Raw genomic sequence first — 13,494 nt, forward strand, 5'->3', positions numbered from 1 at the left:
CCTTTTCGCCAGTCGGAAAACGCCCCCGCAAGGGAGGCGCGCTTGTCAGTCGAGCTTGAAGCCCATCAGGATGGTGATGTCGGCGGGATCGGTGGCCGACGCGTTCTTGAGGCTGATCGTCTGGAGGTCGCCCGCGAACAATTTGATCGCCTCGCCATAGAGGATCAGCGGCCCGGTCAGTTTGGTGCGCGTTGCGCCGTCGGTCTTCACATCGACCGAGCCGTCGTTGAGCGACGAGGTCAGGATGAAGAAGGCGAGCTTGCCGACATCGTCGATCTGGAGCGCGAGGTCGCGGTCGGCGGTCATCGCCTTGGCGAGGGTGACGCCGGCGCTGGTGATCGCGTCGACCTCCAGGCTGCCGCCATTGTTGACGCCGGCACCCGAGGGCGCGCCGCCGCTGAACGACCATGAAAATTTCTGGGGCATGACTGCACAACCTCCCTTTGCTGAACCGCAAGCGACGAAGTTTGTGCGACCGAAGTTTTTCGTTGAGGCCGGCAGACTAACATGGACCGGCCCGCCCCTTATTGGACGAATGCGCCAAGAGCGATCGACCGGCCGTCAGCGGCGACGACCGGACAAAAGACGGCGCTTCATCAATATTCTGATCGGATGGTTTGACGCGTGTCGACCCGGCGACACTGTGCCCCGGATGTTAAGCAAAGACTGCCCGATATGGTTAAGGTGGGGGCGGCTTATGTTTTGCGGTTCGGGTCGGGTGGGGAGGTTATGGGGTGGCTGGTTTGGGGTGGATTACCGACATTCAAACCCCTCCTCTGAAGAGGAGGGGCGGGGTATGTCCCCTCGCGCCCGATACCCGCCATTCTCTCGCGCCGCGAGAACCGGACTATCCCGCCGGCTGCCGCGATCCACCTGTCGACCTGCGCTTCCAGCACCGGCAGCGGCACCGATCCGCGGCCGAGCACGATCTCGTGGAACAGCTTCTGGTCGTAGCGGTCGCCGAGCGCGACCCGCGCCTTTTCGCGCAGCGCGAGGATGCGCTGCATGCCGACCTTGTACGAGGTCGCCTGTCCGGGCGTGACGAAATAGCGGCGGATTTCGGAGCGGATCTTGGCGACGGGCTGCGGCGAATTGGCGGTGTAATAGGCGAGTGCCTGCTCCTCGCTCCACCCCTTGGCGTGGATGCCGGTGTCGACCACCAGCCGGATCGCGCGCCAGATCTCGCGCCCCAGCCGCCCGAAATCGCTGTAGGGATCGGTGTAGAATCCCATCTCCTTCGCAAGCCGCTCGACATAGAGCGCCCAGCCCTCGCCATAGGCGCCGTAGAAATAATTCCTCCGGAATTCGGGCGTGCCGGTCATCTCCTGCGCGAGCGCGATCTGCATATGATGGCCGGGCAGGCCTTCGTGATAGGTCGTGCCCTCGATCTCGAAGATCGGGGTCGCGCGCGTGTCGGCGAGGTGGACATAATAGATGCCGGGACGCGAGCCGTCGAGCGCGGCGGGCGAATAATGCGCCGCGCCGCCCGGCTCCTCGCGGAAAGCCTCGACGCGCTTGACGATCAGGCCGGCCTTGGGCAGCCGGCCGAACTGCTCGGGCAGCCGCGCGCGCATCCCCGCGAGATAATCCTCCGCCTTCCCGAGATAGGCGGCGCGGCCCGCATCGTCATTGGCGACATAGAAGCGGTCGTCGCTGCGCAGATAGGCGAAGAAATCCTCGAGCTTGCCCTCGAAACCGATCGTCGCCTTGAGCGCCTCCATCTCGGCGCGGATGCGCGCGACTTCGGACAGGCCGAGGTCGTGGATTTCGTCGGCGGTCATGCCGGTCGTCGTCTGGAGCCGCAGCATCGCGTTGTAATAAGCGGCGCCGTCGGGGAGCGCACCCGCGCCGCGCGGCTCGGCGCCCGCCGCGGCGCGGTCGGTTTCGAGCCAGGCCCTGATCCGGTCGTAGGCGGGTTTGAGCGAGCCCGTCATCGCCGCCGCGACACGCGCCGTGAAGGCATCGGCGGCGGCGGCGTCGAGCTTGCCCGCGGTCACGAGGCCCGCCACTTTCGCCTTTGCATCGGCGAACAGCGCATTGTCGGCGCCACCCTCGAACGGCGCGCCGCCGGTGAGCTGGCCGATCAGTTCGATCGACTGGTCATAGGCGAAGCCCGGCATGCGGATGCCTTTGGCCGCCGACGCCTTGGCGCGGTCCAGATAGACGTCGAGCGTCGGGCCGAGCGCGGCGACGCGCAGGGCATAGGCTTCCATGTCCGCAGGCGTGTCGACGCGATGCTGGTTGATGAGGAAGTTCGGCAGGCCGGTGTGCGGACCATTGCGGTCGAAAATGTAATTATGGCCGCGCCATCGGGTCGCGGCCTCGGCGCGCTCGAGTTCGAGCAGCCACATATCGTAGGAGACGCGGGCATCCTCGCCCAGCGCCGCGCGATCGAACCGCTTTTTCATCTCGGCGACATTGGCGCGCCGCCAAGCCAGGCGCGCATCGGCGGCGGCGTCGCCGGGGTCGGTGAACCGGTCCTGCTGTTCCTTGCGGCCGAGGCTGGTGAGCTGTTCGGGATCGAGCATGATCTCGGCCTCGAACGCGGCGTCGAGGAAGGCGGTGAAGGCGGCGTCGGTGGTGGAAGCGCCCTGCGCCGCCACGCGGGCTGTTGGGACGGCGAAGATGGTCGCGCCGATGGCGAGCGAGAATTCGCGACGGGAAAGCTGCATGGGACCCCTTTCGTTTGAAAGGGTTATAGGCGGGATGCCGGGGGAGGCAATGTCGGTTCGGGGGAGAGGGGACGTTGACCTCCCCCTCCCGCAAGCGGGAGGGGTCGGGGGTGGGCAAGCACCGTAGCAGGTGCCCACCCCGCTGCGACTAACGAGCAAGCTCGTAAGTCTCGCTGCCCCTCCCGCTCGCGAGAGGGGAAATCAGCTTACCACTTCAATGTCCGCTTCCGCCCAAACCAGCCGCCATCACCCCTGAAAGTGCCGGATGCTTTCCAGATCGGCGCGCCCCAGCGGTTCGGTGAGCCACAGGCCGCCGCGGCCGGCCGCGCGACCAGCGGACGATCGCCTGGCGGCGGATGCCGCCGGGAAGCACGAGTTCGAGCGCCTTGCCGACCTCGAAATGCCCGTCGTGCCGGAAACCGGCGCCGCTCTGCGACAGGTCGGCGAGTTCGATATCGCTCGCCTCGCCGTCGGTGATGAGTTGCGCGCGCGTGTGCACCGGCAGGCGCGGGGCGCGATAGTCGCCCGACTGCTGTTCGGCGGCGAGCTGGCGCAGCACCTCCGCACCGTCGACCGCGGCGTCGAAGGCGACACCGCATTTGCCCGCCTCGCACCAGGCGACGCGGCCCGAAATGACGATGGTCTCCGACAGCGCGATTTCCAGCCGCTCGCCGACCGACACTGGAACGTCGACCGCGAGCATCATGCCGCCGTCGGACATGTTGCGCACGCGCCACAGACCGGCGTCGCCGTCGCGGGTCACCTTCGCGATGCGCCACACGGTGCGATAGCGGTCGCCGCCGCGGCGATCGGCCTCGGCACCGGTTTCACGCCCGTCGTCGGGGGCCGAGAAGCGGGGTTCGATCATGTCTTCCTCCTGATTCCAACAGCGCCCAGAAGAGACATATAGCTGCTAAATTTCATCCACTTCGCTTCTACCCCACCTCGCACCGAAAGCCGTGCCCCGTCCCCGACCCCTCGGCTGGCCCACCGGGTCGGTTAAGAACAAGACAACGCGCCCATCGGGGCTTGAGCGCACAATGCCCTTAGAATATGAATAATTTCCCACTAAGCCGCGCCAAATATCGTGAAATCGAAAGCAAAGGGACGCCAGCGGAAGATGGTACGGGTGGCCGGACTCGAACCGGCATTCTGTTACCAGAGGCGGATTTTGAATCCGCTGCGTCTACCAATTCCGCCACACCCGCATGCCGATTGGCACTCGCAGGGGCCAAGGATCGACTTGGGGCGCTATAGGTAGGACCGGAACAGATTTCCAGCCCGTATTGCACAGGCTCTCCCGCGCCTCACCACGCGACGGCATCAGGCCGCACCGCGGCGGCCCGTGACAAGCCAGCCATGCCGGGCCGGGCCGAGCCCGATCATTGGCGGGAGAGGTTCTTTCCGGTCCGGAACAGACAAGCGGCCATCGACGAGAGGGCGACTCCATCGCGGTGTCTCACGGCAGGCGGAAACGGCGTTGAAGTGCAAAGCCACACAAAAACAACTCGCTGCCTCTGCCAAATATTCCTATAGTGACCGGCCGTCCCGATATGGAGACACGATTGCAACGCATCCTGATCGCCGATGACCATCCGCTCTTCCGGTCAGCGCTGGTCGGCGCGGTCCATCGGGTCGTGCCCGCCGCGAAAATCAACGAGTGCGCAAGCCTGACCGAAGCTTTTGACGAGCTCTCGATCTCCGATGCGGACCTGATCCTGCTCGACCTGAGGTTGCCCGACGCGGACGGATTCGACGGACTGCTCAAATTGCGAACGCGCCATCCGGCTATCCCCGTCGTCGTGGTATCGGCCTCCGAAGATGCAGAAACGATCAGGCACTCGCTCCTTCTCGGAGCTTCCGGCTTCATTCCGAAATCCGCCGAACTTGGCCTGATGGCGACCGCCCTCCAATCCGTTCTGTCGGGAGAAATCTGGTATCCCGAACGCCAGGCCCCACCAGACGAGACGAGCAAGGGCGGAGCCAATCTGACGCCGATGCAGATGCGTATTCTTGCCGCCATGCAGGACGGCCGGTTGAACAAGCAGATCGCCTATGACCTGGGAGTGAGCGAAGCGACCGTCAAAGGCCATATAACCGAAATCTTCCGGAAAATGGGTGTCGCCAATCGAACGCAAGCGGTCCTCGCCTCGCGGCAGATGGGTCTCCGCCACGAAAGCTAGCTCAATTCGGGGCGACGCCGTTCAAAAACGCCCGAAGCGCTGCGGGGGCGATCGGCTTCGGCAGCACGGCAATACCCTCGGCGCGCAGCCGCTGGGCCAGGTCGGGCGCGGGGTCTGCGGTCACGATCGCGATCTTGCCGAGACAATTCCGGTAGCGCGCGACAAGGTCGCTTCCCAATTCGCCATCGAGATGCTGGTCGACGAGCGCCGCGTCCCAGCTCTTCCCCAGCGTGGCCAATTCGCCCGCCGAGCGGGCACAATCGGTGCTGAATCCCCAGCGATCGAGCAGCGCGGACAGCGCGCGCAGAATGTCGACGTCATTGTCGACACACAGGATATCGAGACTGCCCGCGCGCGAAAGCGGTGGCTCCTCGCGACGGCTTTCGGCCGTCGCGGTTGCAAGCGGGGCGAGCAGCCGAAACACCGTGCCCCGCCCTTCGACCGAGTCGAGTATCAATTCATGTCCCAGGACATCGACCAGACGCCGCACGATCGCGAGACCCAGGCCAGCCCCGCCGTCGCGGCGGCTTGCAGGACCGAGCCGGACAAATTCGTCGAAGATCGCCATCCGGTCGCACGACGCGATGCCGGGACCGGTATCCCATATTTCGACACGAGCCGTCCCCGCGGCGCGGCGCGCGCCCACGACCACGCGCCCGCCTTCGGGCGTGTAGCGCAGCGCGTTGCCGATCAGATTTTGCAGGATCGAGCGCAGCAGGTCGCGGTCGGAGATCATTCCAAGGCCGGTGGGCAGGATCGTCATCCGGATATTCCTGTCCGCCGCCATCGCCGCGAATTCCAGCGCAAGCTCGTTGAACAGGCCCTGCAGACCCACGACCCCGCGCTTCGGGCTGACCCCACCCTGTTCAAGCCGCGAAAGTTCCAGAAGCGCGCGGAGCAGACGGTGCGCGCCATCGATCGAACGATCGGCATTTGCGAGCAGGTCGCGGACCTTTGAAGATGTATCGTGCAAGTCGTGCGCGAGAGAGCCGACGAAGAGGCGCGCGGCGTGGAGCGGCTGGAGCACGTCATGGCTGGCGGCGGCGAGGAAGCGGGTCTTGGATGCTGCCGCCGCTTCGGCCTCGGCCTTGGCTGCCGCGAGTTCGGCCGTTCGCGACACCACCCGGCTTTCGAGCATCTCGTTGGCTTCTGCTAGCGCGTCCGCGCTGCGCCTGAGGTCGGTCACATCGGTATAGCTGGTGACATAGCCGCCGCCGGGGATGGGTCCCCCGGTGACCTTCAGCACCCGGCCGTCGGGCCGGATCCTCTCGGACACATAGGGTTGACGGCGGCGCAGATGATAGAGGCGGCGTTCGACCACCGCGTCGATCTGGTCGGCGCGGCGCTCGTCGCGGATCGCGATGAGCCTGATGATGTCGGCGATCGGCCGCACTGGCATAGACCGCGCTCGGCGGTATGCCGAACATGTCGACATACATCGAATTCCAGGCGACGAGGCGCAGGTCGGCATCGACCACGCTGACGCCCTGGCTGAGATTGTCGAGCGTCGCCTGGAGGAGGTCGCGGTTGAACTGCACCGCCTGCGCGGCCTCGTCGAGGAACCAGGCTACCGCCTCGGGATCGTTGCGGCCGTTCGACAGCGCGCGCCCGATCACCTTGCGCGCCGAGGTCGAGCCGAGCGCGCCCGCCAGCATCTTTTCCCCCGATCTGGCCAGCAAGGGGGATACCGGATCGTCGGGCGCGACTGGCCGCCCATATTGACGCTCGAAGGATTCGAGGCCGCGCCGCACCGGTTCTTCGCCAAGAAAGCGCTCGAGGATCGCCTTGAAGTCGCGGACCGAGACATCGAGCCGCCGCCCGACGTCCGAAGGGCGGGCCGTTTCGGCACCCGGCGCAACGAATGCGGCGGCCTGGATGCGGTCGCCGAGCCTGGGCGTCGCCAGCAAGGAGACGCCCACGAGCAGGGCCACGTTGGTCGACAGGCTCAGGCCGGCGCTGAGGGTCAGCATATCCTCGACACCCAGCATCGCGCCCGCCCGTTCCAGCAGCGCCGGTGCGCCATAGCCTGACTGCGGCAGGAGCAGCGTCACGATCCATATGGACGTTCCGCCAATGATTCCGGCGATCGCGCCGAGGGCGTGGGCGCGGCGCCACAGAACGGCGGCGACAAGGGCCGGCGCCAGCTGAAAGGCACCCGCAAAGGAAATCTCGCCGGTGGAGGAAAGGGCCGTCGAGTCGCGCGTGACGATGAAATAGCCCGTCGCCAGCGCAACAATCAGAAGGACGGCGATCTGGCGAAGAATGACGATCGCGCGTCCGGCGAGCCGGCCGACGGGGTCGACCAGCCAGCGCTCGGCGAGTGGCAGGACCAGATGGTTCGACACCATCGCGGACAGCGCCACCGTCTCGACCACTACCATCGCCGCCGCGGCCGAAAAGCCGCCGAGGAGAACGACGAGGGTGACCGCCCAACCCGTGTGGTGCAACGGCAGGGTCAGAACGTAGAAATCGGGATCGGACGAAGCGGGAACGAGCAGCTGGCCCGCCACCGCGATCGGGATGACCGCAAGCGAGAAGAGCAGCAGATAGAGCGGGAATATCCAGCGCGCCGGGGTGACGTCATCGACGTCTTCGGCCTCGACGAAACCCATCTGGAACTGGCGCGGGACGCAGAAGATCGCGGCGCCCGAAAGCACGGCCAGCGTGACCAGCCGCATTGCGCTCGGTGGATGCGCCGCGAAAGGATCCTCGAAGGCGGCGAAGCTTGTCCCGCCCGGGCCGCTCCACAGGAGCCCGAGTGCAAGAATTGCGACGAGAATGACGCCGAAGAGCTTGACCACCGATTCGACCGCCACCGCCTGCGACAGGCCGCGGCGATGTTCGGTCAGGTCGATCCTGCTCGCGCCGAAGAGCACGGCAAAGGCTGCGAGCGCGCCGGCGAGGACGAGCGTGATCCACAGGTCTCCCTGTCCTTCGCGGCTGCCCATCGCGATATACCAGGCCATTGTCAGCGATTTGAGCTGGAGCGAGATATAGGGGAGCGAAGCCACCACCGCGACGGCGGTCACCAGCGCTCCCACGACATGGCTCTTCGAATAGCGGGCGGCGAGGAAGTCGGCGATCGACCCTGCCTTCTCGCGCTTTGCGGCGACCAGCACGCGGCGCCACAGGGGGAAGAGAAAAGCGAAGGTCAGGACGGGACCGATATAGACGCCCAGATATTCCCATCCCGCACGCTCTGCCGTGCCGACGGCGCCATAATAGGTCCAGCTCGTGCAATAAATGCCGAGCGACAGCGCATAGGTCAGCGTCCGCAGCCGCCGGCTGCGCGACGGCCGGGCCGAATGGTCGCCGCGCCAGGCGATCACGAACAGTGCGCCCATATAGGCGAGCAGCAGGAGCGCAATCACCCAGTAAGGCAGGGATATCCTGTCCATCAGGACGACATCAGAGCGCGAAGGGCGCGCCCGTTCAAGCTCTTGCGACCATGGCGATACCCAGACTTTGGTCGGGGGTGTCCAACTCCGGCCCCGAAGCTAGGCTCGCGCAGGGGAGAATGCACGATGAAATTGACGCGCAGGGCCTTCGCGGCGGGACTGGGATGGTCGGCGGTCGCGAGCGGCAGCTCTGCAACAGCCTCTACGACGCCGGCATGGCCATCGTGCCCGGCTGGCCGGGAGACGAGGTTCATCCGATCTGGCCCGGCCCACCGCCCGGCGCCGAGGACTTTCATCCCGAACCTCCACCGGCGGACTGGTCGCCGGCCTTTCTGCGCGCGACGGCGATCCCGACGATCCATGTCTTTCGTCCGCGCGAGCCCGACGGGCGGTCGCTGCTCGTCTGTCCCGGCGGCGCCTATCTGTTCGTGTCGGTCGCCAACGAGGGCGTCGATGTAGCGGCGCGCTTCAACCCCGCCGGCGTCACCATCTTCGTGCTCAGCTATCGCCTGCCGAACGAGGGCTGGGCGAACCGGGCGGATGTGCCGCTCCAGGACGCGCAGCGCGCGATGCGCTGGATCCGCGCCAACGCCAAGCGCTATGCGATCGACCCGGCGCGAACCGGCGTGCTGGGCTTTTCCGCGGGCGGGCATCTCGCAGCAACGCTCGCCACCGATTTCGACCAGCTCGGCCTATCCGGCGCGCGATGCCGTCGATCACGAAAGCGCACGGCCGGCCTTCGCAGCGCTCGTCTATCCACTGATCACGATGAGCCAGCCCTTTGGCCGTGCCTTCGCCCGCCAGATGCTGCTCGGCGACAAAGCGTCGGCGGACCAGGCCGCGGCGCGCTCGCCCGAACGGCGCGTGACAAGCCGCACACCGCCCTCTTTCCTCGCTCATGCGATCGACGACAGGACGGTCGATGTCGCGAACAGCTTCGCGATGCTGGAGGCGCTGCGCGCGCGCAGGATCGAGGTCGAAGCCCATTTTTTTGCTCGCGGCGATCATGCCTTTGGCATCGGCAGGCAGGGCGAGCCATCGGGCCTGTGGCCCGAGCTGCTTCTGGCTTGGGCGCGCGGCCTTTCGGCCTGACCCTGCTCCTACCAATGTCGGGGGCGTCCACAGGAGACTCAGGCGCTATCCGAGACAGAGCCTGCAACGAGAGGGAGCCTGCCTTGCCATATCCGACAACCGACCTGCGGCCCGAGAGCCGGACCGGTCAAAGCAATTTCGACCGCGATCCCGAGACATTCTGGCGCGCGGTCGGCGCGCGGCTCGACTGGATGACGCCCTTCTCGCGGACAGGTGATGTGTCGTTCGATCCGGCGGACTTTCGCATATCCTGGTTCGGCGACGGCCGCCTGAACGCCGCGCAGAATTGCATCGACCGGCATCTCGGCACACGCCACGACCAGATTGCGCTGATCTGGGAGGGCGACGAGCCGGGCCAGTCGCGCGAACTCAGCTACGGCGACATCCATGCCGAAGTCTGCCGGATGGCGAACCTGCTCAAGGCGCACGGCATCGAAAAGGGTGACCGCGTCACCATCTATCTTCCCATGATCCCGGAGATAGTCTTCGCGATGCTCGCCTGCGCACGCATCGGCGCGGTCCACAGCGTCGTGTTCGCGGGCTTTTCGCCCGAAAGCCTCGCGAACCGCATTCGCGACTGCGGGGCGAAGCTGGTGATCACTGCTGACGAAGGCGTGCGCGGCGGGCGCATCCTGCCGCTCAAGGCCAATCTGGACGAGGCGCTGCCGGGCTGTCCCGCGGTCGAAACCGTGGTCGTTGTCGAACGCACGGGCGCAGACGTGCCGATGATTGCGGGCCGCGACATCGCCTACGCCGATGCGCGGCTTGGCGTCGATGCAAGCTGTCCCGCCGAGCCGATGGGCGCCGACGACCCGCTCTTCATCCTCTACACTTCGGGCTCGACCGGCAAGCCCAAGGGCGTCGTCCACAGCACCGGCGGCTACCTCGCCTGGGCAGCGCACACGCATAGCGCGGTGTTCGACTACCGGCCGGGCGAGGTCTTCTGGTGCACCGCCGACATCGGCTGGATCACCGGCCACAGCTATGTCGTCTATGGCCCGCTCGCCAACGGCGCGACCACCCTGCTCTTCGAGGGGGTTCCGCATTATCCCGACGCGTCGCGATTCTGGCAGGTATGCGACCGGCACCGCGTCAACATCTTCTACACCGCACCCACCGCGATCCGCGCGCTGATGCGCGAAGGCGACGCCTTCGTCACGCGGACGTCGCGCAGGTCGCTCCGGCTGCTGGCGTCCGCCGGCGAGCCCCTGAATCCCGAGGCCTGGCTGTGGTATCATTGCGTCGTCGGCGAGGAACAATGCCCGATCCTCGACACATGGTGGCAAACCGAAACCGGCGGCGTGATGATCAGCCCCTCCCCCGCCGATGCCCAGAAGCCCGGCTCTTGCGCGACACCGCTGCCCGGCATTCGCCCCGAAATCGTCGATGCCGACGGCGCGCCGGTCGAGGGCGCGGGCGCGGGCCATCTGTGCATCGCCGCGTCATGGCCCGGGCAGGCGCGCGACCTGTTCGGCGACCGGCAGCGCTTCATCGACACCTATTTCAGCACCTATCCGGGCCGCTACTGCACCGGCGACGGAGCGCGGCGCGACGAGGAGGGCTATTATTGGATCACCGGCCGCGTCGACGACGTGATCAACGTGTCGGGGCACCGTATCGGCACGGCCGAGGTCGAGAATGCCCTCGTCGCGCATGCCGCGGTCGCCGAGGCGGGCGTCGTCGGCCCCGCGCACCCGATCAAGGGACAGGGAATTTATTGCTTCGTCACGCTCAATTTCGGAATCGAGCCGAGCGAAGCCTTGCGGCGCGACCTGATCGCCTGGATCCGGCGCGAGATCGGGGCCTTCGCCGCCCCCGACGCCATCCAGTTCGCCCCCGACCTGCCGAAGACGCGGAGCGGCAAGATCATGCGCCGCATCCTGCGCAAGATCGCGGAGAACGACATCAGCGATCTGGGCGACGTGTCGACGCTGACCAATGCGCCGGTGATCGACATTTTGGTGCGCGAGCGGACGGCCTGACCCGGCACAAGCTCAGCCGGGACGGCCCCACATACCGGCCGCGATCAGCAGCAGCGCGACCGCCATCAGCATCCAGCCCGGATGACGCCCCCGCGTGGCCCAGCAATTCAGCACCATCGCGTGCAGATAAAAACCGGCAGCGATCAGCGCCGCCACGCCGCGGAATTGGGAAGACACCCCGCTGCCGACCGCGACCAGGGCCAGTCCGCCCGCCAACCACGCCAGCGAGCTCAGATGCAGAAGCGGCGAAACGAGACGCCGTACCCCGACCGGGGCTAGGCGTATCCGCCAAAGCCAGCGCGATCGGACGGACCATCAGCCGCTGCATGAGAATCCCGTGAATAATCGCGGTCATCGCCCCCACCATACCCGCCAGCACCAGCGCCGAATCCTGCCAAGTCATGACCATACACTCCTGTATGGAGGACAGTAGGATGTTCGTGGAAATTGTCAATACAGCTGTGTATGGAGAAGCGATGGCCGAACAATTGACCAAGACCGCCTGGCTCGACCACGGCCTCTCCACCCTCGCGCGAGATGGCATTCACGCCGTGAAAGCCGAGCCCATGGCCAAGGCGCTCGCCGTCTCGCGCGGCAGTTTCTATTGGCATTTCCGGGACATCGCCGATTTTCGTACGCAACTCCTGCAGCGCTGGCAGGAAAGCATGACCGACCGGATCATCGCCGAACACGCCGCGGGGAACGAAAGCGGGCGCTCCTTGCAGCAATTGATCCGTCGCGGCTTCGGATCGCGGCAGCGACTCGATCACGCCGTCCGTCTATGGGCGCTGGACGATCCGGCGGCGGCATCGGCGGTGGCGATTGTCGATGGCCGGCGCATCGACCATATCGCGACGCTGATCGAGGAAGCCGGCATCGACCGCGAAACCGCGCGCGCGCGCGCGACTTTCCTCTATTGGGCCGTACTGGGGCAGGCGCTGGTTGCCGCCCCCGGGCTCGCGTCATTGCCCGAAGCGAAGATCGATGCGATCGGGCACATGCTGTCCTCGCCCGTTCGTTCGCCCTGACTCCGGCTTGCATGCAGGCGGCATGGACTCCGGCTCATTTCCTACTCGGCAGCGCGCCAGTTTGCCGGAAGCACCGCGGCAGGAAGCACCACATCGTCCGTCTGCGCGATATCGCTCGCCGAATGGGCGAGCATGACCTGACAGGTCGCCGAGCGCGATCTTCCACGCATGGGCGGCGGTATCAAAGGTCGCGAGCAGCCGCGGGTCGATCGTCAAGGACACCGCCTCCTCCGCGCCCGCTTCCAGGCCGACCTTGCGCCACCCGCCCAGCCGTTTCGGCGCTTCCCAGCCGGGGCACCCGACATAGACCTGCGGAACGGCGGCGCCAGCTCGGTCGCCAGCGTTACGGACGCGGAAACGCACGGCGATCGACGCGCCCGCGGGTTCGGCCTCGAGCCCCGAAAGCTCGAAGCGCGTATAGGACAGCCCATGACCGAAGGCGAACAACGGCGTATGGCCCTTCGCGTCGTACCAGTGATAACCGACCGCCGCCCCTTCGCCATAGACGACGTCGCCGGTCCCCGGCGGCCCCGGATGCGGCAGCTGGGTGAGCGATTTCGGGAAAGTCGCCGGCAAACGCCCCGACGGATTGACCTTGCCGAACAGCAGGTTGGCGATCGCCGCGCCGCCCTCTGTGCCGGGATACCAGGCCGCGAGCACGGCATCGACCCGGTCGACCCAAGGCATCAGTACCGGCCCGCCGGTTTCGAGTATCACGGCGGTCCGCGGGTTGGCGGCAGCGACCGCCGTGATCAGGGCATCCTGTTTCCCGTCGAGCGCCAGTTCGACATCAAAGCTTTCGCCCGCCCATTGGGTGGCAAAGACGAGAACGATATCGCTGTCCTTCGCAAGGTCGGCGGCTTCGCGCGGATCGTCGCCGCTCGCGAACCGGACCTCGGCGTCGGGCGCGAGTTTGCGGATTTCGGCGAGCGGCGAGGAAGGATAGTAGATGACCGGTCCCGGCCAGACTTCGGGTCCGGTTCCCGGCACGGCGTTGCCGCCGACCGGATGGACCAGCGACGAACCGCCGCCCGCCAGGATGCCCTTGTCGGCATGACCGCCGATGACGGCGATCCGCCTTGCCGCTCGGCGACAACGGCAACAGGCCGCCGTCATTCTTCAGCAGGACCGCCCCTTCC

Annotated in this window: 10 protein-coding genes, 1 tRNA gene and 3 pseudogenes; 5 read left to right on the forward strand and 9 right to left on the reverse strand. The window is 66.4% G+C overall.

Going from position 1 to position 13,494, the window contains the following annotated elements; all coding sequences use genetic code 11:
• Positions 1-45: 45 nt before the first annotated feature.
• From N0A20_RS08805 to N0A20_RS08820, 4 genes are all read right to left on the reverse strand, one after another.
• On the reverse strand, positions 46-426 hold the full coding sequence (locus tag N0A20_RS08805; protein ID WP_260583524.1) for a hypothetical protein: 381 nt from the start codon (positions 424-426) through the stop codon (positions 46-48).
• A gap of 269 nt (positions 427-695) precedes the next feature.
• On the reverse strand, positions 696-2,672 hold the full coding sequence (locus N0A20_RS08810; protein WP_260583525.1) for a DUF885 domain-containing protein: 1,977 nt from the start codon (positions 2,670-2,672) through the stop codon (positions 696-698).
• 214 nt (positions 2,673-2,886) lie between these two features.
• Positions 2,887-3,540: a PilZ domain-containing protein gene (locus N0A20_RS08815; protein WP_260583526.1), complete on the reverse strand. Its 654-nt coding sequence runs from the start codon at positions 3,538-3,540 to the stop codon at positions 2,887-2,889.
• Between the two features lie 253 nt (positions 3,541-3,793).
• Positions 3,794-3,880, reverse strand: a tRNA-Leu gene (locus tag N0A20_RS08820).
• A 357-nt stretch (positions 3,881-4,237) separates the two neighbouring features.
• On the opposite strand from N0A20_RS08820, the gene N0A20_RS08825 reads away from it, so the two are divergent.
• Positions 4,238-4,855 carry a response regulator transcription factor gene (locus N0A20_RS08825; protein ID WP_260583528.1) on the forward strand — a complete coding sequence of 206 codons (618 nt, stop codon included), beginning with the start codon at positions 4,238-4,240 and terminating at the stop codon, positions 4,853-4,855.
• A 1-nt stretch (position 4,856) separates the two neighbouring features.
• Here N0A20_RS08825 and N0A20_RS08830 read toward each other — a convergent pair whose 3' ends face one another.
• The 3 genes and pseudogenes from N0A20_RS08830 to N0A20_RS08835 all read right to left on the reverse strand — a co-directional run.
• Complete coding sequence (locus tag N0A20_RS08830) at positions 4,857-5,993, reverse strand: hybrid sensor histidine kinase/response regulator (protein WP_260583530.1); 1,137 nt, start codon at positions 5,991-5,993, stop codon at positions 4,857-4,859.
• Positions 5,994-6,080: 87 nt separating this feature from the next.
• Positions 6,081-6,326, reverse strand: a pseudogene (locus N0A20_RS20630) (PAS-domain containing protein); the annotation flags it as partial.
• Positions 6,301-8,253, reverse strand: a pseudogene (locus N0A20_RS08835) (hypothetical protein); the annotation flags it as partial. The pseudogenes N0A20_RS08835 and N0A20_RS20630, both read right to left, overlap by 26 nt.
• Before the next feature lie 215 nt (positions 8,254-8,468).
• On the opposite strand from N0A20_RS08835, the pseudogene N0A20_RS20635 reads away from it, so the two are divergent.
• The 3 genes and pseudogenes from N0A20_RS20635 to acs form a co-directional block, all read left to right on the forward strand.
• Positions 8,469-8,882 (forward strand): annotated as a pseudogene (locus N0A20_RS20635) (alpha/beta hydrolase); the annotation flags it as partial.
• Positions 8,883-9,057: 175 nt separating this feature from the next.
• On the forward strand, positions 9,058-9,345 hold the full coding sequence (locus N0A20_RS20640) for a prolyl oligopeptidase family serine peptidase (protein WP_409574778.1): 288 nt from the start codon (positions 9,058-9,060) through the stop codon (positions 9,343-9,345).
• An 83-nt stretch (positions 9,346-9,428) separates the two neighbouring features.
• A complete protein-coding gene (acs, locus tag N0A20_RS08845) occupies positions 9,429-11,327 on the forward strand; it encodes an acetate--CoA ligase (protein ID WP_409574779.1) in 1,899 nt (632 codons plus the stop codon).
• A 12-nt stretch (positions 11,328-11,339) separates the two neighbouring features.
• On the opposite strand, the gene N0A20_RS08850 is transcribed toward acs, so the two are convergent.
• Entirely contained in the window at positions 11,340-11,543 is a 204-nt protein-coding gene (locus tag N0A20_RS08850; RefSeq protein ID WP_260583534.1) for a hypothetical protein, read from the reverse strand.
• A gap of 260 nt (positions 11,544-11,803) precedes the next feature.
• Between N0A20_RS08850 and N0A20_RS08855 the strand changes: the two genes are divergently transcribed.
• Complete coding sequence (locus N0A20_RS08855) at positions 11,804-12,355, forward strand: TetR/AcrR family transcriptional regulator (protein ID WP_260583535.1); 552 nt, start codon at positions 11,804-11,806, stop codon at positions 12,353-12,355.
• Here the strand turns inward: N0A20_RS08855 and N0A20_RS08860 are convergent.
• Positions 12,290-13,471 (reverse strand): glycoside hydrolase family 3 C-terminal domain-containing protein, encoded by a 1,182-nt coding sequence (locus tag N0A20_RS08860; protein ID WP_260583536.1) that lies wholly within the window; start codon positions 13,469-13,471, stop codon positions 12,290-12,292. The two genes, N0A20_RS08855 and N0A20_RS08860, sit on opposite strands and share 66 nt — an antisense overlap.
• Positions 13,472-13,494 lie beyond the last annotated feature (23 nt).

Origin of the sequence: Sphingopyxis sp. PET50, assembly GCF_025244705.1 — a bacterium.
Classification (GTDB): domain Bacteria; phylum Pseudomonadota; class Alphaproteobacteria; order Sphingomonadales; family Sphingomonadaceae; genus Sphingopyxis.

Coding starts and splice junctions, on each gene's coding strand:
- N0A20_RS08855 (WP_260583535.1), top strand. CDS start 11,804: ATGGCCGAACAATTGACCAAGACCGCCTGGCTCGACCACGGCCTCTCC.
- N0A20_RS08810 (WP_260583525.1), bottom strand. CDS start 2,672: ATGCAGCTTTCCCGTCGCGAATTCTCGCTCGCCATCGGCGCGACCATC.
- N0A20_RS08815 (WP_260583526.1), bottom strand. CDS start 3,540: ATGATCGAACCCCGCTTCTCGGCCCCCGACGACGGGCGTGAAACCGGT.
- N0A20_RS08830 (WP_260583530.1), bottom strand. CDS start 5,993: ATGCTCGAAAGCCGGGTGGTGTCGCGAACGGCCGAACTCGCGGCAGCC.
- N0A20_RS20640 (WP_409574778.1), top strand. CDS start 9,058: ATGCTGCTCGGCGACAAAGCGTCGGCGGACCAGGCCGCGGCGCGCTCG.
- N0A20_RS08860 (WP_260583536.1), bottom strand. CDS start 13,471: ATGACGGCGGCCTGTTGCCGTTGTCGCCGAGCGGCAAGGCGGATCGCC.
- N0A20_RS08805 (WP_260583524.1), bottom strand. CDS start 426: ATGCCCCAGAAATTTTCATGGTCGTTCAGCGGCGGCGCGCCCTCGGGT.